Origin of the sequence: Sphingomonas rustica (assembly GCF_039652585.1) — a bacterium.
GTDB classification, from domain to species: domain Bacteria; phylum Pseudomonadota; class Alphaproteobacteria; order Sphingomonadales; family Sphingomonadaceae; genus Sphingomonas; species Sphingomonas rustica.
The window spans coordinates 421,086-444,245 of record NZ_JBDIZK010000002.1 but is presented as its reverse complement, the minus strand read 5'-3'; the positions used below and the strand labels follow the sequence as shown (position 1 = coordinate 444,245).

At 66.0% G+C, this 23,160-nt stretch carries 20 protein-coding genes; 11 read left to right on the top strand and 9 right to left on the bottom strand.

The features are described from left to right. Positions 1-19: 19 nt before the first annotated feature. From TPR58_RS05015 to TPR58_RS04990, 6 genes are all read right to left on the bottom strand, one after another. Positions 20-4,276, bottom strand: coding sequence for a translocation/assembly module TamB domain-containing protein (locus tag TPR58_RS05015; protein ID WP_346245519.1), 4,257 nt, complete (start codon positions 4,274-4,276; stop codon positions 20-22). Further along, positions 4,276-6,426 (bottom strand): autotransporter assembly complex protein TamA, encoded by a 2,151-nt coding sequence (locus TPR58_RS05010; RefSeq protein ID WP_346245518.1) that lies wholly within the window; start codon positions 6,424-6,426, stop codon positions 4,276-4,278. Before TPR58_RS05010 ends, TPR58_RS05015 begins: the two co-directional genes overlap by 1 nt. A gap of 136 nt (positions 6,427-6,562) precedes the next feature. Beyond that, complete coding sequence (locus TPR58_RS05005; RefSeq protein ID WP_346245517.1) at positions 6,563-7,009, bottom strand: MarR family winged helix-turn-helix transcriptional regulator; 447 nt, start codon at positions 7,007-7,009, stop codon at positions 6,563-6,565. A 265-nt stretch (positions 7,010-7,274) separates the two neighbouring features. Next, positions 7,275-8,681 (bottom strand): coniferyl aldehyde dehydrogenase, encoded by a 1,407-nt coding sequence (locus TPR58_RS05000; RefSeq protein WP_346245516.1) that lies wholly within the window; start codon positions 8,679-8,681, stop codon positions 7,275-7,277. Further along, entirely contained in the window at positions 8,681-9,439 is a 759-nt protein-coding gene (locus TPR58_RS04995; protein ID WP_346245515.1) for a prepilin peptidase, read from the bottom strand. Before TPR58_RS04995 ends, TPR58_RS05000 begins: the two co-directional genes overlap by 1 nt. Positions 9,440-9,502: 63 nt before the next feature. After that, positions 9,503-10,021, bottom strand: a complete 519-nt coding sequence (locus TPR58_RS04990) for an SH3 domain-containing protein (RefSeq protein WP_346245514.1) — start codon at positions 10,019-10,021, stop codon at positions 9,503-9,505. 73 nt (positions 10,022-10,094) lie between these two features. Between TPR58_RS04990 and TPR58_RS04985 the strand changes: the two genes are divergently transcribed. Beyond that, positions 10,095-11,093, top strand: coding sequence for a 2-hydroxyacid dehydrogenase (locus tag TPR58_RS04985; protein WP_346245513.1), 999 nt, complete (start codon positions 10,095-10,097; stop codon positions 11,091-11,093). Positions 11,094-11,147: 54 nt separating this feature from the next. On the opposite strand, the gene TPR58_RS04980 is transcribed toward TPR58_RS04985, so the two are convergent. From TPR58_RS04980 to TPR58_RS04970, 3 genes are all read right to left on the bottom strand, one after another. Beyond that, positions 11,148-12,551 (bottom strand): NAD(P)H-dependent flavin oxidoreductase, encoded by a 1,404-nt coding sequence (locus TPR58_RS04980; RefSeq protein ID WP_346245512.1) that lies wholly within the window; start codon positions 12,549-12,551, stop codon positions 11,148-11,150. Between the two features lie 65 nt (positions 12,552-12,616). Next, on the bottom strand, positions 12,617-13,747 hold the full coding sequence (locus TPR58_RS04975) for a glycosyltransferase family 4 protein (RefSeq protein ID WP_346245511.1): 1,131 nt from the start codon (positions 13,745-13,747) through the stop codon (positions 12,617-12,619). Between the two features lie 52 nt (positions 13,748-13,799). Continuing rightward, positions 13,800-14,687 (bottom strand): alpha/beta fold hydrolase, encoded by an 888-nt coding sequence (locus TPR58_RS04970; RefSeq protein ID WP_346245510.1) that lies wholly within the window; start codon positions 14,685-14,687, stop codon positions 13,800-13,802. Between the two features lie 18 nt (positions 14,688-14,705). Between TPR58_RS04970 and TPR58_RS04965 the strand changes: the two genes are divergently transcribed. The 10 genes from TPR58_RS04965 (at position 14,706) to TPR58_RS04920 (ending at position 23,160) form a co-directional block, all read left to right on the top strand. After that, a complete protein-coding gene (locus tag TPR58_RS04965) occupies positions 14,706-16,052 on the top strand; it encodes a protein adenylyltransferase SelO family protein (protein ID WP_346245509.1) in 1,347 nt (448 codons plus the stop codon). Positions 16,053-16,135: 83 nt separating this feature from the next. Further along, positions 16,136-17,551 (top strand): succinylglutamate-semialdehyde dehydrogenase, encoded by a 1,416-nt coding sequence (astD, locus tag TPR58_RS04960; RefSeq protein ID WP_346245508.1) that lies wholly within the window; start codon positions 16,136-16,138, stop codon positions 17,549-17,551. 236 nt (positions 17,552-17,787) lie between these two features. Beyond that, complete coding sequence (locus TPR58_RS04955; protein WP_346245507.1) at positions 17,788-18,003, top strand: HP1242/YdcH family protein; 216 nt, start codon at positions 17,788-17,790, stop codon at positions 18,001-18,003. Positions 18,004-18,011: 8 nt separating this feature from the next. Next, positions 18,012-18,728, top strand: coding sequence for a Bax inhibitor-1/YccA family protein (locus TPR58_RS04950; RefSeq protein ID WP_346245506.1), 717 nt, complete (start codon positions 18,012-18,014; stop codon positions 18,726-18,728). Between the two features lie 2 nt (positions 18,729-18,730). After that, positions 18,731-19,045 carry a TFIIB-type zinc ribbon-containing protein gene (locus tag TPR58_RS04945; protein ID WP_346245505.1) on the top strand — a complete coding sequence of 105 codons (315 nt, stop codon included), beginning with the start codon at positions 18,731-18,733 and terminating at the stop codon, positions 19,043-19,045. Positions 19,046-19,258: 213 nt separating this feature from the next. Further along, on the top strand, positions 19,259-20,044 hold the full coding sequence (cobA, locus tag TPR58_RS04940; RefSeq protein ID WP_346245504.1) for a uroporphyrinogen-III C-methyltransferase: 786 nt from the start codon (positions 19,259-19,261) through the stop codon (positions 20,042-20,044). Then, on the top strand, positions 20,041-20,337 hold the full coding sequence (locus tag TPR58_RS04935) for a DUF2849 domain-containing protein (protein ID WP_346245503.1): 297 nt from the start codon (positions 20,041-20,043) through the stop codon (positions 20,335-20,337). Before cobA ends, TPR58_RS04935 begins: the two co-directional genes overlap by 4 nt. A 1-nt stretch (position 20,338) precedes the next feature. Continuing rightward, positions 20,339-21,970, top strand: a complete 1,632-nt coding sequence (locus tag TPR58_RS04930; RefSeq protein ID WP_346245502.1) for a nitrite/sulfite reductase — start codon at positions 20,339-20,341, stop codon at positions 21,968-21,970. Then, positions 21,963-22,388 (top strand): DUF934 domain-containing protein, encoded by a 426-nt coding sequence (locus tag TPR58_RS04925; RefSeq protein WP_346245501.1) that lies wholly within the window; start codon positions 21,963-21,965, stop codon positions 22,386-22,388. The genes TPR58_RS04930 and TPR58_RS04925 overlap by 8 nt, the downstream gene beginning before the upstream one ends. Further along, positions 22,381-23,160: a phosphoadenylyl-sulfate reductase gene (locus TPR58_RS04920; RefSeq protein WP_346245500.1), complete on the top strand. Its 780-nt coding sequence runs from the start codon at positions 22,381-22,383 to the stop codon at positions 23,158-23,160. The genes TPR58_RS04925 and TPR58_RS04920 overlap by 8 nt, the downstream gene beginning before the upstream one ends.

Below are 23,160 nucleotides of genomic sequence, written 5' to 3'. Positions count from 1 at the left end.
AAAGCGTTTCAGCGGAGACTCAATAGTCACGGGAGTAACGAAGGCTGACGCTCGATCCACCGAATGATCCGGTCTGCGACAGGATCGACAGCGACTTCGTCAGCGCGACTTCCAGCTGTGTCGCGGCAAAGCCGCGGGCATCGGTGATCACCTCGATATAGATATCGTCGGTGATGTACTGGCCCGCCGCCAGCGCGGTACCGCGACCGGTCTTGTCGTCCGCGGCGAGGACGCGCAGCCGGTCGATCCCGGTCGCCGAGCGCAGCTTGCCAAGCGGGTTGAGACCGCCCCCGCCGCCACGAAGCGAGTTGAGCGACGAAGCCAGCTGGAGCGCCTCCACCGCCGACAGGTTCGTCACCGAACTGCCGAACAGGATCCGCGACAACACTTCTTCCTGCGGCAGCGACGGCGTCGAGGTGAAGCTGATCCTCGGCTGCTGCGCCGTGCCGGAGATGTTCAGGATGGCGGTCACGCCTTCGGCGGTGGTGGTCGCCGCGATGTCGATCGTCGGATTGGTCAGCTGCGACCCCTGGAAATTGACATTGCCCCGGCTGAGCGTGAACCGCCGCCCGGCGAACTCATAGGTCCCGCGAACCACTTCCGCCGACCCGGTGATCCGCGGCGCGGCCGAGGTTCCGCGAACGAACATCGTCGCGCGCCATTCCGACTCCAGGCCCATGCCGGACACGAACAGCTGATTGTCCGCCGAGACGCGCAGGTCGAGGTTCCACAACCCCATCTTCTCCGCCTCGGCACGCTGCTCCTGCGTCTCGAACACGTCGGTCTTGCGCCGCACGCCGGTCAGGACCGGCACGTCGGCCGCGCCCTGGAGCACGATCTCGTAGCGGGCTTCGGGAATGTCGAGGCGCCCCTGGATGCGATTGCCCTGGCTGTCGCGTATCACCCGGATCTGCCCGGTCGCCGTCGCACCCAGCGATTCACTGCGCGCCAGCCGCGCATTGTTGAAATCGGCGGTCACATCCATGGGGAAGCCCTGGCTTGACGACAGCCCGATCGTGCCCTTGGCCTTCAGCGTGCCATCGCCGGCGACCGCGCTGACATCGTTGACCACCAGCTGGTCGTCGGTGAATCGCCCGTCGATGCTCATCTTCGACAGGCGGGTGCCGAAGGTTTCATTCTCATAGGTGAGGTTGGATGCCCGAACGACGCCCCTCAGATCGGGACTTTGAACCGAGCCGCTGAAATCGGCGGCGATCCCAACTGGCCCCTCGACATGCTGGCCGGCCAGGCCGGCGAGCGAGAACAGCACCGATCCCGGACCGTTATAGCGCAGACCGCCGGACAGCGGTGCCGCCATCAGCCGCTCGGTCCAGCTGCCGGGGCCACCGGGCACCGGGCGCAGATTGGCGACCACGCGACCCACCGTCGTCGACCCACGGCGGATCAGCGCGCGCGTCTCCGCACCGCCGGCGCCTAGCTTGCCGACGAGGATCATGTTCACCGTCTCCGACACCTGGCTGACGCTCGCGCGGGTGAAATCGGAAACCTCGATCCGCATGTTCGCGGTCGGGAAGTCGCTCCCCTCGGCCTGAGCGAAGTCGACGCTTCCGGTCGCCTTGCCGCCGACGCCCAGTCCGGGGACCAGCGCATTCACCACGGCCAGGTCGACCTGATCGACACGCAGCTGCAGCGACATGCCGTCGCCATAGGTGCCGGCAATGCGCGCAGTGCCGCGATCGAAGTTCAGGCGAGTCGGCAGCAGCCGGAAGCGCTCCTGTTCCAACGCGATACGCGCGGGCGCACCGTCAGGCGTGCGGAACCCCACGCCGCTGCCGCGACCGTTCAGCGCCACCAGCCACTCGTTCGGGTTGAGCCGGGCATTGACCGCCAGGTTGAACGGCACTCCGGACGATCCGTCGATATAGGCCTGGGCGGTGCCGTTGCTGCCTTTGTAGTTGACCTTCACGCGCGCCGTCTTGACGGTGAACGCACCGCTGCGGAGCGCGGCAACCTGAGCGTCCGCGACGATTTCCGGCGTGTCGGCAAGTACCACGCTCCCGGTCACGATGGCCCGGCCGATGCTCAGCGCCGCCATGCCCGGAATCTGCGCATTGGTCGCGCGCGCATCGAAATCGGCACGCTGAAGCTCGCCCTGCGCCGACAGTCGTGCATTGCCGTTCACGCCGGATCCGGAGAAGTCGACCCGACCCTCGAACGGTCCCGCCGCGGTCTGCTGGATCCGACCGGTAATATCCATGCCCGCAAAGCGCGCGGCGCGGATTTCCACGGCGAGCCGGTTGGCCGTCTCGATCAGGACGTTCGCGGTGAACGGTCCGTAGTCGGTCCCACCCTTCGCATCGATGGCGTAGGCACCGCTGGGCGTTCCCTTCACCACAGCCTCCAGGTCGACCAAGCCGATACCCAGGCCGGGCCGCGCGACGCGCAGCGCGATCGTCGGCGCGGTCAGCGATCCCGTGACACGGGCCGTGATCGGACCATATTCGGTGGACACCGCATCCGCAGTCAGTGCCAGCGCGCCCTTGGGATCATAGCGACCCGACCCGTTGGTGATGCGGAACTTCGGCGCGTTCATCCTTACGTTGGAAAAGGTGATTATCCCGTTCTGGTCGAACCCGACCTGAGCCGAGGCGACCGCGTTCCCGCCCAGGAACTCGCGTACCCCGTCGCTATAGATACGGGCGCTCTGGCCGGCCACCTGGCCGCGAATGCCCCAGCCGCCGCCGGGCGCGGCATAGAGTTTCGCATCAGTGGTCAGGTTGACGACGCCGATGCCGTCGATCTCGTAATCGTTCACCCGGCCCTTGAGCGCGCCGGTATAGCGGCCCTCACTGATGTCGGCGACGACGACCGCCGTCGCGGCGATCCGGTCGGACCGCAGCTTGAGATTATCCGAGAGGATCTGGTCGCCGGAAATGGCGAGGTCGCCATCGATCGTCAGGTTCGTCACCAGCCCGCCGACGGCAGCGTTCAGGCCGGCGACACGCGCCGCGCGCGCCTTGACCGGCACCAGGATGCGATCGGCATCGACGCGTGCCTTACCCTCGGCATATAGCCGCTCGGCACGCATTTCGCCGAAGCCCAGCGACGCCGCCTGCAACTTGTAGTCGACCACGGGTCGCGCGAACTGACCGTTGAGCAGCATCGAGAAACGGACGTCGCGGCCATTGACGTTGTCGGCGATCGCGCCGGGCGTCAGCAGCATCGCCTCGGTCCGGAAATTGCCGAACTGGCTCCGCGCAAAGTCGAGCATGCCGTTGGCGGTTACGTCGAGCGCCTTGGACCGCAGATGAAGCTTCGTATCGGCGCGGCGATCATCCCACGCCACGTCCAGCGCGACCTCGACCCTTGGCGCGCCCAGCCGCTCGACCGGGCCTTCCATATAGAGGCCGGGATTGGCGGTGCCGCGAACGCTGTAGGTGCCGCTGCGCGCCGCGACCGTCAGGTCGGCGATCGTCTCGCCGCCCAGCGTTCCCACGGCCTTGCCGTTCCAGTTGCTCCAGCTGCCCTTGCCCCCGACGGCCAGCGTCACCGGTTTGTCGAGGCCGGCCAGTCCGGTGATGAACCCGCCGGCGGGGCCGTTCACCCGCATATCGATATCGAGCTGGTTGCGATCCGGAACCGCGTCGATCTTGACCAGCGCGCGGTCGCCCCCGGCGATTCCGGGTCCCGCCAGAGTGCCCGCGTCGGCATCGATCTGCGCCCGTCCGCCGGCCAGGTGCGCCTTGCCCTTCAGCGTCGCGATATGGCGCTGGCCGGTGATCGCGCTGCCGATCTCGATCCGCGCAATGTCCAGCTTCGCGACATCGATCGCGATATTCGGCAGCGTGGGGGCGTTCGGGTCGCTCGGCGTCGGCTTCAGTTCCGGTAGCCGGTCGAGCCGCACCAGCGGGCTGGTCAGCGATCGGATGTCGACATGGTTGGACAGGAACTCGAAGGGCCGCCAGTCAAGCGCGAGCTCGTCGGCTGAGGCGAAGGTCCCCTTGCTGTCACGGACCTGCACGTCACGCAAGACCATCGCGCCATAGATCGATCCGTCGATCCGACCGACCCGCACGTTCAGGCCTGACTCCAGCGTGTAGTTGCTGAGCTGCCGCGCCAGGAGGTCGCGTCCCGGTCCGGTGTTGATGCCCAGCATCGCGCCGACGACCAGCACCCCCAGGACGGCAATGACGATGCCCAGCCATTTGGCGACGCGCCCCGCAAGCGAGCGCCGCTCGCGCACCACGACCGTCTCGGTCGGGCTGTCATCCACGCTGTCGGTCGTCTCGGTAATCCGGGGCTCGTCGGTCGCCATCAGAATGCCTGTCCGATCGAGATATAGAGCGACACGCGCGATTCACCCGGCTGGCGGTTGATCGGCGTCGCCACGTCGACGCGCAACGGCCCGAAATTGGTGTACATGCGGCCGCCAATGCCTGCGCCGAAACGGATATTCTTGCCCGTCGGCGCGACCCCGTCATAAACCTGTCCGGCGTCGATGAACGGGACGATACCGAAATTGCCGAAACGATAGCGCGCCTCGATCGCGAACTCGTTGAAGCTGCGACCGCCCACGGGGCGCCCGTCGGGCGAGCGCGGGCCCAGTTCCTGATAGCCGAAACCGCGAACCGATCCGCCGCCGCCGGCATAATAGCGCCGCGACGGCGGCAGGTCGTCGCGGTCGATGCCGGGGATCGACCCCACCCTCGCCCGTCCGGCAACCACGATGCTGCTCATCACGGGATAATAGGCAGTCCCTTCCAGCATCATCCGCGCATAGGGCCGCGCCGCGCCTCGGACCGAGGTTTCGGGACTGACATTGGCCTTGATCCGGAACCCGCGGGTCGGGTTCAGAAGGTCGTCGGAGCGATCATAGCCCAGGAAGGTCGGGAGCGCGGCGATCAGCCAGGTGCCGCGGTCGCGCGCACCGATGTTGAAGTTATACCGGTCTTCGTTCGAACCAACAATTTCGACCCCGTAGAAATAGGTCCACCGCTTTTGCCAGATCGGCGTGGAATCGTACGACACGCGCGCGGTCAGCGAGCCGGTGAAGCTTTCATAGGCGTCGAAGTCGCTGTGGTTGGCGCCGAGCGAGAAGCTGAGCGTCCGGTCACGCTTGCGCCAGTTCGAGCGGCGGAACGTCGCCGTCGCGCCCTGCTCCTGCGTGCCGATCACACCCGTCCCGATCAGCGCGCCTTCGGGCGGGAACAGGTTGCGATGGGTCCAGCTGCCCTGCAGCCGGATCCCCTGCCCCGTGCTGTAGCCCAATTCGCCTGCCAGCGTGCGGGGACGCCCGGCGACCTGCCGGACGAGCAGGTCGACATATTCGGTCCCGTCAGGTGACATCTCGCCGGTGCGGACCGGTTCGACCGAGACGGTCGAGAACTGGCTGGTCGCGATCAGCGCCTCGCGGACGTCATCGACCTTGCGGCTGTCATAAAGGTCGCCCTGACGGAACCGCGCGAAGATATTGAGGTGATCGATATCGAAGACCTGGCGGCGGCCCTCGGTCTGGAAGCCGCGAAAACTCGACCGCGGGCCCAGGGTGACGGGAAGCGTATAGTCCCCGGTATGCGTGTCTTCGTCGAGCAGGATGTCGCGGTCCCCGACATCGGCGAAGGGATATCCGTTCTGCGGCAGCTTCAGGCTGAGATTGGCTTCCGCGCCCTGCACCCGTTCGGCTTCCAGCGGGTCGCCGGTCTTGAGCGGCAGGTTGCGGCTGAGCAGGTCCGCCGGATTGGCGGGCGCGGCTTCGATCGACACGGCCCCGAGCTTGTAGAGCGGGCCTGGCGTCGCGGTGATCGTCACCGACAGCTGACGCCGGTTCTCGCCACTCTGTTCGACCGTCGAAATCGCGGTGGCGTCGTAATAGCCGAGCGATTGCATCAGACGGACGGCAAGCTTCTCGTCCTCGACGGCGCGGGCATTCACCATTGCCGAATTGGCTGCCTTGCCCTTGCCGCGGCGCAGCGCCGACAATTCGCGGAAACGGTCTTCGGCATCGATCGCGTCGAGCCCCGTCGCGCTCCAGTTGTAGAAGATGACGACGCTCTTGCTATCCTTGACCCCGGCCAGCTGCGTCGGCGGGTCGAGCTTGAACTGGTCCAGCGGCGGCAACTCGGCCGCGAATTCCGGTTCCTCGGGCTTGATCGCCTCCAGCGTCTCCGCGAGCGACCGCCCGAGTTCGGCAAGTGCATCTTCGGCAACCGGCGAGTCCGCCGGAAGGGCGCTCAGCGGAGCGTTCAGATCGTCGTCCACCTTCGGCATCGCTGCCTCGAAGGTTGCGTCCGGCACGATCACCTCATCCTGCGGCGCCTGCTGGGCGGGATCGGGCGATGGCGAAGACGACGGAGCGCCCTGACCCGGCGCACCGGGATCGGCAATCTGGGCACAGGCGATCCCCGGCAGCAGCGCCGCGCCGGCCAATGCCGCGACGCAAATTCCCTTGTAACTGACCCCGCTCAAACCGACCCGCTTACGCCTCCCTCGGACGCCGTTGGACGGACATCCCCGGCTCCGTAACGAGCCAGACCCAAAATGGGTCCTGAACTTTCGCAAGTCCATCATTTTACGCGAAACTTGCCGCACATCGAAGAGGGTATCACTCGCGCAGCGCCTCTGCCCCGGACTGGATCCGGTCGAGCATTTCCCGAAACCTGACGAGTTCCGCCGGATCGATATCGGCGAAGATTCGCTGCTCCATCTGAAGCGCCTCCGGTGCGATCTGCTCGTAGAGCCGCCACCCTTCCTCGCTGAGCCCGAGCAGGTGCGAGCGTTGATCGTCCGGGTTCGGCGCACGTTCGACCAGACGCCGGTCCGCCAGTGCGATCGCTGCCCGGCTGACGGTGACCTTGTCCATGTGCGTACGACCGCACAGCGCCTGCTGGCTCATCGCTCCGTCCTCCGCCAGCACCGCGACGAGCCGCCATTCCGAAATCTTGAGGCCGAACAGCGCGCGATAGGCCTCCGCGACCGTGTCGGAGACCAGATTGGACACGATCGACAGGCGATAGGGGAGGAATTCGTCGAGTTTGAGCGTGGTAGGCATCAGGCTTTCTTCCCGACGGATCAGATCGTTGCAACTGCAACCAAACACGATTGCAAATTTTGCAATGCTACCGGTAACATTACGCACTTGCGAAACATTCTGCTGCGATGCACAAAGATCGGGCCTTTCAGGCATCCTCTCCTAAAACTTTCCAAGGCCGCCCTTCGGGGTGGCCATTTTTTTCGTCGGTGCCGCTGACTTCGCGCATCGACGCGCGGAAGCGCCGGCGGCCCGTCCCCTTGTCCGTCGGCGCTTCTGACGCGCATCATTTCATCTGGCGGGCGATCGCCTTTCGCGTGGCGGCACCATAGGGCGGCTTGAGCCCCGCGAGTTTGGCAACGTCGATCCGGGGCTGACGGTAGATGCTTCTCGCATGGCTGAAGGTCTCGAACCCGGCCCTGCCGTGATAGGCACCCATGCCCGAAGGTCCGATCCCGCCGAACGGAAGCTCTTCCATGCTGACGTGGAAGATCACGTCGTCGGTCGTGACCCCGCCCGAGATGGTGCGGTCGAGCACCCTGCGCCGCTCGTCGGCATCGGTTCCGAAATAATAGAGCGCCAGCGGCCGGTCGCGGCGATTCACCTCGGCGATCGCGTCGTCGATCCGGTCATAGCGACGCACCGGCAGGATCGGGCCGAAGATCTCCTCCTGCATGACCGTCATGTCGTCGGTCGCGCCGCGGATGATGTGGAGCGGCATCTTTCGCGCGTTGGATCCGGCGAAATCCTCGTTCGCCGGATCGACGCGGATCACGTCCGCACCCTTCGCCCGCGCGTCGTCTATCCAGTTCGACAGCCGCTCGAAATGGCGGTCGTTGATGATCGACGTATAGTCGGGATTGCCGAGCAGCGTCGGATAGAGGCTCGACGCTGCCCGGGTGAGACCCTGGACGACCTCGTCCTCGCGCTCGGCGGGCACCAGCATATAGTCGGGCGCGAGACAGATTTGTCCCGCATTCATCATCTTGCCCAGCACGACTCGTTCGGTCGCCTGCGAAAGATCGGCCGAGCGGCCAACGAGCACGGGCGATTTGCCGCCAAGTTCAAGCGTCACCGGCGTCAGGTTGTCGGCTGCGGCATGGAGGATATGGCGCCCGATGCCCGTGGCCCCGGTGAAAAGCAGATGGTCGAACGGAAGTTCGGAAAACGCCTTGCCGACTTCGGCGCCGCCGCTCACGAAGGCGACTTCCTCGACCGGGAAATAACGGGCCGCAACCTCCTCGAACAGCGCGGCGACCACCGGGGTGAACTCGCTGGTCTTGACCATCGCCCGATTGCCGGCGGCAAACACGCCCGCCAGCGGACTCATCACCAGATTGATCGGGAAATTCCACGGCGCGATCACGCCGACGACACCCTTGGGCTGATATTCGACGCTGGCCCTAGCGCCCAGCAGACCGAGCGGAAAGATCACCGGCCGGCGCTGGGGTTTCGACCACTTCCCGACATGTTTCAGTGCATGCTTCAGCGGCGAAATTGACGCGACGATGTCGGTGATCATCGATTGTTCGCGGCTGCGATGTCCGAAATCCTCGCTCAGCGCGTCGCAGAACCGGTCGGCATTGTCCGACATCATCGCGATGGCGCGCCGCAGCCTGTCGCGCCGCGCTTCGATCGAGACGGGAAGCTCCGCCATGAATGCCGAACTCTGACGCTCCAGGATCTCGCGCATCACCCCATCCCCTCCCATGCTTGGCCGAACCAGGTTATCCAGGCCGCCACCGCGAGCATGACGCCCAGCGGAAGGCGATCCTGCATGCCCATCGGCCTTCCGCCAAGCCTCAATGCCGCAATCACCCCGAAACCGATCAAGCAGGCGACCAGCAGGACCAGCGGCAATGCCTGCCAGCCGAGCCACAGTCCGATGGCGCCGAACAGCTTCGGATCACCGCCCCCCAGCCCGTCGCGACCGCGAAGGCCGCGATACCCTGAAGCGACCGCCATCAGCGTTGCATAGCCGGCGACACCGCCGATCAGGCGATCCGCGATCGGCGCGCCCAGCCCCATCACTGCAGTCGCTACGCCCGCGGCCGCGAGCGCGCCGTTCAGCAGGTTCGGCAGCCAGAAGGCGGCAAGATCGAGTGCGGCAAGGGCGAGCAGCAGCCAGCCGAACACCGCCCCCGCAGCCCCCTCCGCGCCCGGTGCGATCATCCCGCCAGCGACGCCGATCGCCGCGCCGATCAGTTCGGTCACGAGATGACTGATCGGGATCGAGGCGCCACAGCCCGAACATCGGCCGCGCAGCAGGACGAAGCTCAGCAGCGGCACCAGTTCATGCGGGCGCAGCGGCTTGCCGCAACTGTCGCATTGCGACCGGCTCGACCCGACGATCGACCGGGAACGGGGCCAGCGAATCGCCAGTGTCGCGATGAAGCTGCCGAATACGGCTCCGAGCACTCCAAGAAGCACGGGCCAGAAGAGTTCGGGCATCAGGGCATGCTCCGCCGCCCGGAACCGCCGATCATGGACGAGGGCAACCGGGTGCCTTGCCGGTCACGGCACGGTTTCGTTGGGATCAGTCCCCCAGATGCGACCCTGCTCGACATAGCCGCCCCTGCCCCGCGCATCGAAATAGCACCAGCCATCCGAACACCGGCTGATCCGACCCACGACACCCGGCGCCGCACGCCAGTTGACCTTGGCGCTGGACCGCGGCTGGGCCCGCAATTCGACGATCTGCCCGGTCACGATCGCGGTGCGCCGGTCGCTCAGCAGATTGACCTGCATCCAGCCTTCGGTGCCGTCCGGATCCTGGACCTTTCGCCATTCGCCATAGATATCGATCACCCGGATCGGCAGGTCGGAGCGCTGGTAGAGCCAGCTGGCGGGGTAGTTGCGCCCCGGGCCGGTGCGCATCCGCGCCTTGCCGGCGGTGATCGACGCGAAATAGGGCGGCTTGCGCTGCTGCGCCCAGGCTTCTTCGGCGCTCAGCGTCATCAGACCCAGCGCCGCAACGCCGAGGATGATCCAGCTACCGAACCGCATGAAGAAAACCCCCGGAAAGAAACGCATCGCGTGCTTAGCCTGAGGGGACACGACGCTTCAACCCGTTGACTGCCTCTCTCGTCCGGCCCAATCCGTCGTCATGACAGTCTCCGCCCGACCTGCCCGACCCAAGGTCGTCGTGACGCGCGCGCTTCCCGACAAGGTGGAGGCGCGGATGGCGGAGCTGTTCGACGTTTCGCTGAACCGCGCGGACGCGCCGTTCGACCGCGCCCGGCTGGAGGCAGCGATCGCCGAATGCGACGTCCTGGTACCCACCGTCACCGACATCATCGATGCCGACCTGATCTCGCGCGCCGGCGACAAGCTGAAACTGATCGCCAATTACGGGGCGGGCGTCGATCATATCGATCTGAAGGCAGCGCAGGCTCGCGGCATCGTCGTCAGCAACACGCCGGGCGTCATGAGCGAGGACGCAGCCGACATCGCCATGGCGCTGATCCTGGCCGCCCCCCGCCGGCTGGTCGAGGGCGACAAGCTGGTGCGGGAAGGCAAATGGACGGGCTGGAGCCCGACCAGCATGCGTGGCCACCGCATCGGCGGACGAACGCTGGGCATTCTGGGGATGGGCCGGATCGGCCAGGCGGTGGCGGCCCGCGCCCGTGCCTTCGGACTGCAGATCCATTATCACAACCGTCACCGCGTGCCTGCGGTGCTCGAGGGACAGCTTGGCGCAAGCTGGCATTCCACGCTCGACAGCCTGGTCGAGGCGTCGGATATCCTGACGATCCACACGCCGCATACCGCAGCGACCGAGCATCTGATCGACGCACGCCGTCTCGACCTGCTTGGGCCGGAAGGCTGGCTGATCAACACCGCCCGCGGAGAGATCGTCGATCCCGAGGCCCTGATCGGCGCCTTGCAGGACCGACGGATCGCGGGCGCCGGTCTGGATGTCTATGTCGACGAGCCTCAGGTCGATCCGCGGCTGGTCGCGCTCGACACCGTCATCCTGCTGCCGCACCTGGGCGCCGCAACCTTCGAGGCGCGCGAGGCGATGGGCGCCAAGGTCGTGCTTAACATCCGCATGTGGTCCGGCGGCGACCGCCCGCCCGATCAGGTGCTCGAAGGCTGGCTCTGATCGCTGCGGCTGGCGACAAGTGCCCCTCTTCCGACCGGAAGAGGGGCATGGGTCTCAGTCGCCGGTCAGGATGCGGTCGACCAGCTGCTTTACCGTCGGTACGAACCCGTTCGAATAGAAGGGGTCGCGCCTGAAGTTGTAGGCGGCGTGGCCGGCGAACATCAGATTCTCGTCGGTCGGGCCGCCATGGGCGATGTCCTGCAACGTCTTCTGGATGCAGAAGCTGCGCGGATCGGCAAGGCGGCCGGTCGAGTTGGTCTCGGTATCCGCCCAGGACGAGAAGGCGCACTGGCTGAGACAGCCCATGCAATCCGCCTGGTCCTTGCGGATGATGCCCTGTTCCTCGGTCGTGACGAAGACGAGGGTGTTGTCAGGGGTCTTGAGCGCCGAGGTATAGCCGAGACCGAACCATTCGCGCGCGCGCAGCAGGTCGTTGCGCGTCACCCAGAAGTTCTTGCCCTTGACCCCCACGTCCAGCTGGAAGGTGTGGTCGCCCGCCTCCTGGGTCGAGAAGGGGATCTGCCGCTCGCTGCGCGCCTCGAGATTGCGCAGGAACGGGTTACGGACGGCAGAGGAATAGAAGCCGGTCGGCGAGAAGCGGTGGAGGAGGACGTCGCCCGGCTCCACGTCCATCAGCTTCGACTTCCAGCCCGCCGGAATCGGGCTTTCCTGCGTCAGCAGCGGCCTCGTGCCGAACTGGAACGCGATCGAGCCCAGTTCGGGATTGTCGATCCAGTCGTTCCAGTCGCGCAGATACCAGACGCCGCCGGCCATGATGATCGGCACATCGTCCGAAATGCCGCCCTCGCGCATCACCTCACGCAGTTCCTTGACGCGCGGATAGGGGTCCTGGGGCTTCAGCGGGTCCTCGGCATTGGACAGGCCGTTATGACCGCCCGCAAGCCACGGATCCTCGTATACGACTGCAGCAAGCCAGTCGGCAGCCTTGCTGTACGCGCGCTTCCACAGCGCACGAAAGGCGCGGCCGGAGCTGACGATCGGAAGATAGTTGACGTTGTAGGAGGCCGCGATCTCGCTGAGCTTGTACGGCATGCCCGCGCCGCAGGTCACGCCGGCCACCAGCCCGCGCGTCCGTTCCAGAACGCCGTGCAGCACCCGCTGCGCACCGCCCATTTCCCACAGCACGTTGATGTTGATCGCGCCCTTGCCGCCGGCAATGTCGAAGGCGCGCTTCACCTGCTGCACCGCGCCTTCGATCGCATAGGCGACGAGTTCCTCGTGGCGTTCACGGCGGGTCAGGGCATTGTACACCTGCGGGATGATCTTTCCCTCGGCATCGTAGCTGTCGGCATTCACCGCGCTGACCGTTCCGATACCACCGGCGGCGGCCCATGCCCCCGCGCTCGCGTGATTGGTCGCCGCGACACCCTTGCCACCTTCGATCAGCGGCCAGACTTCGCGGCCGCCGTACATGATGGGCTTAAGACCCTTGAACACTGTTCCTCCAACCTAAAACGCGCGCGACGCTAGCCGCATTGCCCTCGCGAAGCGAGGATTATCCTTCAGCCCAGGATTCCTGGCCGGCCGATCGCCTGGGAATAGATCTCCGCATAGGATCGGATCATCTCGGCTTCGTCGAACAACGCGCGAGCGCGCGACTGGTTCGCCTTGCCCACGCGGTCGCGCTCGTGCGGGTGCTGGGCCAGGATCTCGATCCGGTCCCGGATCCCCACGGCATTGCGATCCTGCACCAGATAGACCTGGTTCAGGTCCGACACCATGGTCGCGATATCCCCCACCGTCGGGGCGACGACCGGCAGTCCCGCGGCCATCGCCTCGATGATCGAGATCGGCGCCTGCTCGCTCTTCGACGACAGCGCGAAGACATCGAACAGGCCGATATAGCGATGCGGTTCTGGCACGAAGCCGGCCAGGATCACCTTGCCGTCCAGCCCCATCGCCTCGATCGCGGTCTCGATCGCACCACGTTCCGGCCCCTCGCCGACGATCACCAGCTTCATCGGCGTGTTCATCCCGGCAACCGCATGGACCAGCATCGGCAGGTCCTTGACCTCGCGCAGTCCGGCGACGGTGCCGATCACCACGTCGCCGGGCTTGCGCTCAAGCCCCGGGATCGCGGCGGGATCGGGCTTGCGGCCATAGTCCCGGGTCGCGACGCCGTTCGGAATGTAGCGCAGCCGGTCCATCGGCACGCCCCATTGATGATAGCCGATCGATTCGAGGATGCGGCTGGGCACGATCAGTCCGTTGGCGGCCTTCAGCGCGATCTTGCGATAGGTGTTGCGCACCGGGTTCAGCCTGACCGCCTCGTCCGCATTGAAACCATCCTCGTGATGGACCAGCGGCGGGACGCCCTTGCCGAATACCCGGGCCGCCATCGCGCCGTCGATCGCGCCCCAATTATAGCTGAGCACGAGATCGAACCGCCGCATGAAGCGGGCGATGGCTTCGTAGCGGCGGACCGACGGACGGCCGGTCAGGGACGGAGGATCCTGCGCGATCTCATATTTCACGCCCTGCGCGATCGCATCGCGGGCGCCCAGTTGATCGGGCACTGCCGACACGATCGTGTGCCGGGCGCGGTCGCCGAATGCGTTCATCAGCCGGACCGAGCGCGCCTCCTTGCCGCCAAGGTCGAAGCTCGAATGCAGATGCAGGATATGGATCGACATGGTTTCGGGCGCTTAACGGGGAAATCGGGCCTCGTCATCCCGAACCGGCGCTTCAGACGACGGGCTGTCCATTTGCGACCCGGGCAAGCAGGGTGTCGATCGCCTCGGCCGCATCCGGCTCTTCCAGCGTCGGCGCGTGCCCGACATCGCTCACCGTGACCAAGGTCGCACCGGGCACCCGCTCGATCATGCGATCGGCCACTCGCGCGTTCAGGATATCGGACCGCGCGCCACGAACCACCAGCAGCGGCTTTCCCCTCAGCGCATCGATCGTCGGCCACATGTCCGGACCCGCCTCGTTGCCCGGAACCCGGAACGGCTCGGCGATCTTCATGTCATAGTCCAGGACGATGCGGCCCTGGCTGTTCAGGCGATAGAGCCGCTTGGCCATGCGCAGCCAGTCCTCGATCCCGTAGCCGGGATAGACGTCGCCATTGCCTTCCGCGACCGCGCGCGCCGCGTGCATCCAGGTCGGATGCTGCACCGCCTTGCCGACATAGGTGCGGATCCGGGCGAGGCCACTGGCGTCGAGCTCGGGTCCGACATCATTGAGCACTGCGGCGGCGACCCGGTCGCGATCGGTCGCCGCCAGCAGCATCGTGACGATCCCGCCCAGCGACGTGCCGATGGCGACGAACCGAGCAATCTTCAACTCGTCGAGCAACGCCTCGACATCCTGGAGATAGGTCAGCGGCACATAGGTCATCGGGTCCTTGGCATAGCCGCTTTCGCCGCGCCCGCGGAACTCGACCAGCAGCACCCGCCACTCCCCCGCCAGCCGCTCGGCGACAGCCTCATAATCCCGCGCATTGCGGGTCAGGCCAGGAAAACAGAGGACCGGCGGCCGGTCGTCACGACCCGGATAATCGCGATAGTGCAGCCGAATTCCGTCCTTCGACCACCAGAACCCGTCCGTGTAGCTGTTGCGCCGTTCACCCATCGCCCCCCATATCGCCGCATGGACTTCTCTCCGCAACAGGCGATCCTCGAACTGGGGCCGGCGCTCTACGACCCGGTAGCACCGGCAGACTTCCCGCAGACGATCCTGCGCTTCCGCAACGATCGAGCCGCCGTCGAGATCGGCCTGGACGGATTGAGCGACGCCGACTGGATCCGCCATTTCGGCCGGTTCCAGCCGCTGCCGGGCAGCCTCGAACAGCCGCTGGCGCTACGCTATCACGGGCACCAGTTCCGCGTGTACAATCCCGAGATCGGCGACGGCCGCGGGTTCCTGTTCGCGCAGATTCTGGACGATACCGGACGCCTGATGGATCTGGGGACCAAGGGGTCGGGCCAGACGCCGTACAGTCGCTTCGGCGACGGCCGCCTGACGCTGAAGGGCGGCGTGCGCGAGATCCTGGCGACCGAAATGCTGGAGGCGCTGGGCGTCCGCACGTCGCGAAGCCTGTCGCTGATCGAAACCGGCGAATCGCTCCACCGCGGTGACGAGCCCTCCCCCACCCGCTCGGCCGTGCTGGTCCGCCTGAGCCACAGCCATATCCGGATCGGCGCGTTCCAGCGCGCCGCCTATCATCACGATGACGAGTCGCTTCGACGACTGACCGACTATGTCCTGCGCAATCTCTACCGCGAGACTCCGGGCGACGCGCCCGCGATCCAGTTGCTCGATCAGGCAGTCGCCCGCACCGCCCGACTCGCGGGACAATATATGGCGGCGGGCTTCGTCCACGGCGTGCTGAACAGCGACAACATCAACCTGACCGGTGAGAGCTTCGACTATGGCCCGTGGCGGTTCGCGCCGACCTGGGACGTGGCGTTCACCGCTGCCTATTTCGACCAGAACGGCCTGTACGCCTTCGGCCGCCAACCCGAGGCGATCCACTGGGACGTCATGCAGCTTGCCGCCTCGCTGCGGCTGATCGCCGAGTCCGATCCACTGATCAAGACGCTGGAGACCTTTGGCGACCGCTATCAGGCCGGGGTCATCGATGCACTGCTGTGGCGCCTCGGGGTAAAGCCGCTCGATGGGGCAAGCGACCTCGCACTGGTCCAGGCGCTCGAACGCGGATTACGCGAGAGCCAGGTCCCGCTCGACCGGTTCTTCCACGATCATTTCGCCGGCCGCCCGCCCGAGGGGCCCGGTTTCGAGGAATTGCGGAGCCGGCTGCAGCCCTATTCGGCGCGCAAGAATCGCGATCACCCCTATTGGTCCGATGCCCGACCCTGTTCGATGTTGATCGACGAGGTGGAGGAGATCTGGTCGGCGATCGACGAGCGCGACGACTGGGCACCGCTTCATGCCAAGGTCGCCGCGATCCGGCGCTTGGGCGAGGCGCTGGCCTGACCCGACGGCTGCCCGGGGGTGGCGCGCCACGCCCAATTGGCGCAAGAGCCGGAAACCATCATCCAACCGATGTACGGAACAGAATGACTGGCCAGGACCTCATCTCGATCGAACCCGCAACCGGTGCCGAATTGTGGCGCCAGCCCGTGGGAGATGCCGATGCCGAAGTGGCGCTTGCCCGTGCCAGCTGGGCCGGATGGGCCGCACAACCACTTGCCTATCGCGTCGAGGCGCTGCGCCGCTTCGCCAATGTCGTCCGGCAGCGGTCGGAGGCGCTGACCGATCTGGTCGCCCGCGAGACGGGCAAGCCGGTCTGGGAAGCGCGGACCGAAGTCGACAGCGTGATCGCCAAGGTTGACATCTCGATCACCGCCTATTCTCAACGCACCGGCCAGCAAAGGGTCGATGCACCGATGAACAGCCGGCTGGCGGTTCGGCACAAGCCGCACGGCGTGCTGGCGGTGCTTGGCCCCTATAATTTCCCGATCCATTTGCCGAACGGCCATATCGTGCCCGCGCTGCTTGCCGGGAACGCGGTCGTGTTCAAACCTTCGGAAAAGACCCCGGCCTCGGGCGCCTTTCTGGTCGATTGCTTCCACGCCGCGGGCATCCCGCACGGGTGCGTGCGGTTGCTGATCGGTGGTCCGGACGAGGGCAAGGCGCTGGCCGGCCACCCAGATATCGACGGCCTGTTGTTCACCGGTTCGGCCACCACCGGCATCGCCATCAACCGCCAGTTCGCGTCGCGCCCGGAAAAGATCCTGGCGCTGGAGATGGGCGGCAACAACCCGATCGTCGTGTGGGACGCGCCCGACCTTTATTCGGCCGCCGTGCTGGTGGTGCAGTCGGCCTTCACCACGGCCGGCCAGCGGTGCACCGCAGCGCGGCGCCTGATCGTCGACCAGAAGCTGTGCGATCCGCTGATGGCCGAGATCGGCAAGCTGGTCGACCGGCTGATCGTCGATCATCCGCATGCCGATCCGGCGCCGTTCATGGGGCCGGTGATCGACAACGACACCGCGGACATGCTGACCGAGAGCTTTCTTGCCCTGCTCACCCGCGGCGGCCGCCCGTTTCGGCATCTGGCGCGCCCGGTGGAGGGACGGCCATTCCTGTCGCCCGGCATCATCGACATGACCGATGCGACCGACAGCCCGGATATCGAACTGTTCGGGCCGATCCTGCAAGTCTATCGCAAGGCCAGTTTCGAGGATGCGATCGCCGAGGCGAACAACACCCGCTACGGTCTGTCCGCATCCCTGGTAAGCCAGGACCCGCGCCTCTACGACCAGTTCTGGGCGAACATCCGCGCGGGTATCGTGAACTGGAACCGGCCGACCAGCGGCGCATCGTCGGCGGCGCCGTTCGGGGGCGTCGGCTGGTCGGGCAACCACCGGCCCAGCGCATTCTACGCGGCAGACTATTGCGCCTATCCGGTCGTCAGCTCCGAAGCCGAGCAGGCGCGCGCCTCGATGGGCGTGGGCCTGCGCGACGCCTGACGCGCAGGCTGGCCCGGTGCGGCCGGCCGAATGACCGGGGTCCTTGAAACCGCCATATCGCAATCCTAATTAATGTTTGCGGGACCGGGCCCCTCTGGCGGCGGCCTTCCACAGGAAGGCGTCGTGATGTCGGACCGCATCGAGCTGGCTCGGTGCAGGTTTGACGGCGTTTCGGTCCCAAACCTTCCCAAAACACCAGGCCGGCTCGATCGATGAACCATCGATTGGAGTGGCATATGAGTGACCTGGTACAGCGGCTGATCACAGCCCATCGGAATCTGAACCGCGAGATCCGGCGCGAGCTGGCGCGCCGACTGCCCGACACGCTTCGTCTGGCACGGCTCAAGAAAGAGCGACTCGCGGTGAAGGATCGACTGTTCCGGCATTTCCCCGACGCAAGTCACATGAATCGCGTGATCCGCGGCGCGCCCAGGCGCGCGCGTCACGCCTAGGAGACCCCATGGAAAACCTGTCGCAATTCAATTCCAGAGCCGCGTCCGGCGCGCAGGCCCGTTTCGACGAAGGCCTGCGTCGCCACATGCTCGGCATCTATCGCAACATGGGCATCGGCCTTCTGGTCACCGCGCTGGTGGCGATGGCCGTTGCCTCGATCCCGGCGCTGACTGCGCTGATCTTCGGCACCCCGCTGAAATGGGTCGCGATGTTCGCGCCCCTGGCGTTCATCTTCTTCTTTCAGTTCCGGATCGAGAAGATGACCACTGCAGGCGCCCGCACGGCCTTCTTCGCCTTTGCGGCGGTGATGGGCGTCTCGATGGCGGCGATCTTCCTGACGTTCACCGCGACCAGCATCGCGAGCGCCTTCTTCGCCGCCTCGGCGATGTTCCTGGGGCTCAGCCTGTGGGGCTATACCACCAAGCGTGACCTGACCGGCCTGGGCAGCTTTCTGTTCATCGGCCTGCTTGCGGTGATCGGCGTCAGCATCGTCAACCTGTTCCTGGGTTCGTCGACGCTGCAGATCATCGTGTCCGCCGTGGGCGTACTGGTGTTCGCCGGCCTGACAGCCTGGGACACGCAGCGGCTGAAGAGCGAATATATCGCCTTTGCCGGCCATGAAGGCATCGAGAAGATGGCGATCATGGGTGCACTGTCGCTGTATCTGAACCTGATCAACATGTTCCAGCTGCTGCTGAGCCTGTTCGGTCAACAGGAGGATTGATCATGACTGCCAACGGACTCCCCTGCCCCGTCTGCCGCACCAACCTGGTGATGGCCGAGCGCCAGGGCATCGAGATCGATCACTGTCCCAATTGCCGCGGTATCTGGCTGGACCGCGGCGAGCTGGACAAGATCATCGAACGCAGCAGCGCGTCGATCGCACCGTCCGCACCTGCGCCTGGTGCGGGCTACGCGCCGCAGCCGCAGTTCGACGATCGCTCGCGCTACCCGGACGACCGGCGCCACCACGATGATCGCCATGGCCATGGCTACAAGCCGAAGCGCCGCAAGTCGTTTCTGGAGGAATTGTTCGACTGACCCCGCACCCGCGATGCGGCTCCGGCCGCGCCGGATACGGCATGACTGCGCCGGCTCTCTTCGGAGGGCCGGCGCTTTCGGTATGCGCCGATGTGGCGGTTGGAGGGTCGACGGCCGGCGGCGGGCACCGTCTGGGGCCCGCTATAGTTCGTCTACGTCAGTCCCAATCATCCCTCCGTTGCCCTTCGCCGCCCGGCGGCCCATCTGCCTCGCATGGCAAGTCTTCTTGATCCTTCCGCGCGCGGTCGCGTGATCCTTGTCGGTGCCGGCCCGGGCGATCCCGGGCTGTTGACCGTTCGTGCCGTCGAGGCGCTGCGCCAGGCAGATGTGCTGGTCCATGACGGGCTGGTTGATCGTCGCGTGCTCGATCTGGCGCCGCGAGCGCACCGCATCTCGGTCGCAAAGACCCGTTCGAAGCACACCGTGCCTCAGGATGCGATCAATGCGCTGATCATCGCCCATGTGAAGACCGGCGCGATCGTGGTTCGGCTGAAGGGGGGCGACCCGTTCATCTTCGGTCGTGGCGGTGAAGAGGTGGAGGCGGTGCGCGCCGCCGGCCTGCCGGTCGAGGTCATTCCCGGTATCTCCGCCGCACTCGGCGCTGCCGCCGAATTCAATTTGCCGTTGACCCATCGCGACTGGTCGAGCGCAGTCAGTTTCGTCGCGGGCCAGTGCAAGGGGCTGAGCGAGCAGGACTGGTCGGGCCTTGCCGGGAAGGGTCGGACGCTCGTCATCTATATGGGCGTCGCGACGTGCCCCGATATCGCCGACAAGCTGATGGCGGACGGCGTCACGCCGGACATGCCGGTGGCCGTGCTCGAACGCGGAACGCTGGACGGGTCGCGCGCGCTGCGCACCCTGCTCGCCGATCTGGGCCCGATGGTCGAGCGCGAGCAGGTGAAGAGCCCCGCGATCATCATCGTCGGCGAGGTCGTGCTGCTCGCCGATGCGCAGGACAGGCTGGTCGGCTGGGCCAAGGCGGCGGAGGCACTCGCATGAAGCTGCTGACCGGAAACGACCTGGCGAGCGGCGACGTGACCTGGTGGACCGGCCAGGGCTGGTCGCGCCATGTCGAGGACGCGGTCGACGTCGGCGACCAGGGCGAGGCGATCGCTCATTCCGAGGAAGGTGCGCGGCGCGTCAACGGTCCCTATGTGATCGATGCGTCGCAGACGCCCGAGGGGCCCCGCCCCGCGCACATCAAGGATCGGATCCGGGCCCTCGGCCCCACCGTCCGGCCCGACCTGACCCTCAAGCCCGCCGACCCCAATGCCGGCAGCTGGGTGATCTGACATGTACAAATACGACCAGTATGACCAATCGATCGTGGACGCCCGCGTCGAGGAATTCCGCGACCAGGTGACCCGCCGCCTCGCCGGACAGATCACCGAGGATCAGTTCAAGCCGCTCCGCCTGATGAACGGCCTCTATCTCCAGCTGCACGCCTATATGCTGCGCGTCGCGGTTCCCTATGGGACGCTGGACAGCCGCCAGATGCGGATGCTCGCCCATATCGCGCGCAAATATGACCGCGATTACGGGCACTTCACGACCCGACAGAACCTGCAGTTCAACTGGATCAAGCTGGAGGATGCGCCCGATATCCTCGCTGAGCTGGCGACGGTCGAGATGCATGCGATCCAGACCTCGGGCAATTGCATCCGCAACATCAGTTCGGACCAGTTCGCCGGGGCGGCGGCCGACGAGATCGCAGATCCGCGGCCCTGGGCGGAACTGCTGCGTCAGTGGAGCACGTTCCACCCCGAATTCAGCTACCTGCCACGCAAGTTCAAGATCGCGGTGATCGCGGCCGACGAGGATCGCGCCGCGATGCGGCTGCACGATATCGGCCTGCAGATCGTCCGCAAAGACGGCGCGCTGGGCGTGAAGGTGTTCGTCGGCGGCGGCATGGGCCGCACCCCGATGATCGCGCCCGAGGTGAAGGACTTCGTGCCGTTCGAGGACTTCCTCAGCTACATGGAAGCCTGCCTGCGCGTGTATAATCGCTATGGCCGGCGCGACAACATCTACAAGGCGCGGATCAAGATCCTGATCCATGACCTGGGCGCCGCCGAATATGGCCGCCAGGTCGAGGAGGAGTTCGCCAAGGTCAAGGCGCTCGGCATCGACCCGCCGCGTGCGGAGCTCGATCGCATCGCCGCCTTCTTCGCGCCGCCGGCGTTCGAAACGGGCCTGGGGGACGAGATCGACCGCAGCGACCCGGACTTCGCGCTGTGGATCGATCAGAATATCGCCGCGCACAAGCAGCCCGGCTATTCGATCGTCACAATCAGCCTTAAGCCGCGCGGGGGCATTCCAGGCGACGCGTCGTCGACTCAGATCGACCTGATGGCCGATCTGGCGGAGCAATACAGCTTCGACGAGCTTCGCGTGACCCATGCGCAGAACATCGTCCTGCCGCATGTCCGCAAGGCGGACCTGTATGCGATCTGGCAGAAGCTGGCCGAGGCGGGGCTGGCCGAGGCCAATCTCGACCTGATCAGTGACATCATCGCCTGCCCCGGTCTCGATTACTGCTCACTGGCTAATGCCCGGGCGATCCCGGTGGCGCAGAAGATCACGGAGCGCTTCGCCGACCTCGACCGGCAGCGCGACCTGGGCGAGCTGAAACTCAAGATCAGCGGCTGCATCAACGCCTGCGGCCATCATCATGCCGGCCATATCGGCATCCTGGGCGTCGACCGCAAAGGCACCGAAAACTACCAGCTGCTGCTGGGCGGTTCGGGCGCCGAGGATGTCAGCCTGGGCAAGATCACCGGGCCCGGCTTCGACGAGGACGGCATCGTCGATGCGGTAGAGAAGACGACCGACGTCTATCTGCGCGAGCGCCAGCCGGGCGAGCGTTTCCTCGATACCTATCGCCGCATCGGCATGGAGCCGTTCAAGGAGGCGCTTTATGGCTGATCTGCTGCGCTACCGCGACGACGAGGCGCATGACGAGCCCGCGGTGACGATGGACGCGTTCCTCGGCCAGTCCAACGCGACTGCCGTCCGGATCGAGGCAGGCGACGATGTCGCGCCGCTGCTCGACAGCCTGGATCGCATCGCGCTCGTCGAGGTAAGCTTTCCGAAATTCCGGGACGGACGCGGCTATTCCACCGCGCGGATCTTGCGCGAGGCGGGCTATGTCGGCGAGCTCCGCGCGCAGGGCGACGTGCTGGTCGACCAGATCCCGCTGATGCGCCGCTGCGGCTTCGACAGCTTTGCGCCCGAGGCGGAGATCGATCCCGCGACGCTGGCCGCATCGCTGGCGCGGTACGAACTCGTGTATCAGTCGGCCGCCGACAGCCATGTGCCTGTGTGGAAACGGCGCCATGGCTGAAGCGGACGCGCACGGTATCGCCCGGCAACGGGACGTGATCGACGTGACGCCGCGCTTCAGCGAGGCCGACGCCGTGCGCCTCAACAACCTGTTCCGCGGCACCGATACCCAGGAAATGCTGCGTACCGTTCTTCAAGAGCGGATGCTGGGCGATGTCGGCATCGTGTCGTCGTTCGGGGCGGAGTCGGCGGTGCTGCTCGATCTGGTCGCGTCGATCGATCCGAGCGTGCCGGTGCTGTTCATCGATACGGGCAAGCATTTCCCCGAGACGCTGGCCTATCGCGATACGCTCGCGGCACGCCTCGGCTTGCGCGATCTGCGTATCCTCGCCCCCGATCAGGCGGTCATCGCGAAGCGCGACGAGACCGGACTGCGCTGGTCCTATGATCCCGATGGCTGCTGCGAGATCCGCAAGGTCGTACCGCTCGAAAGGGCACTTGCGGCGTTCGACGCCACCATCACGGGGCGCAAGGCGTTTCAGGCCAGCACGCGCAACGCGCTCCCCCGCTTCGAGCTGGACGGCGATCGCCTGAAGTTCAACCCGCTCGCCACCTGGACCAAGGCCGATCTGGACGCCTGGTTCGAATCCCGCACCCTCCCCCGCCATCCGCTCGAGGCGCAGGGCTATCTGTCGATCGGCTGCGCGCCGTGCACCAGCGTCGTTCGGCCCGGCGAAGACCCGCGCGCCGGCCGCTGGCGTGGCTGGGAGAAGACCGAGTGCGGCATCCACGATCCGACCGCGGCCAATGATCCCAACCTGCCCGTCTTCTGA

Coding starts and splice junctions, on each gene's coding strand:
- TPR58_RS04975 (WP_346245511.1), bottom strand. CDS start 13,747: ATGTCGATCCATATCCTGCATCTGCATTCGAGCTTCGACCTTGGCGGC.
- astD (WP_346245508.1), top strand. CDS start 16,136: ATGACTGGCCAGGACCTCATCTCGATCGAACCCGCAACCGGTGCCGAA.
- TPR58_RS05000 (WP_346245516.1), bottom strand. CDS start 8,681: ATGCGCGAGATCCTGGAGCGTCAGAGTTCGGCATTCATGGCGGAGCTT.
- TPR58_RS04995 (WP_346245515.1), bottom strand. CDS start 9,439: ATGCCCGAACTCTTCTGGCCCGTGCTTCTTGGAGTGCTCGGAGCCGTA.
- TPR58_RS05015 (WP_346245519.1), bottom strand. CDS start 4,276: ATGGCGACCGACGAGCCCCGGATTACCGAGACGACCGACAGCGTGGAT.
- TPR58_RS04925 (WP_346245501.1), top strand. CDS start 21,963: ATGGCTGATCTGCTGCGCTACCGCGACGACGAGGCGCATGACGAGCCC.
- TPR58_RS04930 (WP_346245502.1), top strand. CDS start 20,339: ATGTACAAATACGACCAGTATGACCAATCGATCGTGGACGCCCGCGTC.
- cobA (WP_346245504.1), top strand. CDS start 19,259: ATGGCAAGTCTTCTTGATCCTTCCGCGCGCGGTCGCGTGATCCTTGTC.
- TPR58_RS04950 (WP_346245506.1), top strand. CDS start 18,012: ATGGAAAACCTGTCGCAATTCAATTCCAGAGCCGCGTCCGGCGCGCAG.
- TPR58_RS05005 (WP_346245517.1), bottom strand. CDS start 7,009: ATGCCTACCACGCTCAAACTCGACGAATTCCTCCCCTATCGCCTGTCG.
- TPR58_RS04985 (WP_346245513.1), top strand. CDS start 10,095: ATGACAGTCTCCGCCCGACCTGCCCGACCCAAGGTCGTCGTGACGCGC.
- TPR58_RS04945 (WP_346245505.1), top strand. CDS start 18,731: ATGACTGCCAACGGACTCCCCTGCCCCGTCTGCCGCACCAACCTGGTG.
- TPR58_RS04965 (WP_346245509.1), top strand. CDS start 14,706: ATGGACTTCTCTCCGCAACAGGCGATCCTCGAACTGGGGCCGGCGCTC.
- TPR58_RS04970 (WP_346245510.1), bottom strand. CDS start 14,687: ATGGGTGAACGGCGCAACAGCTACACGGACGGGTTCTGGTGGTCGAAG.
- TPR58_RS04955 (WP_346245507.1), top strand. CDS start 17,788: ATGAGTGACCTGGTACAGCGGCTGATCACAGCCCATCGGAATCTGAAC.
- TPR58_RS04935 (WP_346245503.1), top strand. CDS start 20,041: ATGAAGCTGCTGACCGGAAACGACCTGGCGAGCGGCGACGTGACCTGG.
- TPR58_RS04920 (WP_346245500.1), top strand. CDS start 22,381: ATGGCTGAAGCGGACGCGCACGGTATCGCCCGGCAACGGGACGTGATC.
- TPR58_RS04990 (WP_346245514.1), bottom strand. CDS start 10,021: ATGCGTTTCTTTCCGGGGGTTTTCTTCATGCGGTTCGGTAGCTGGATC.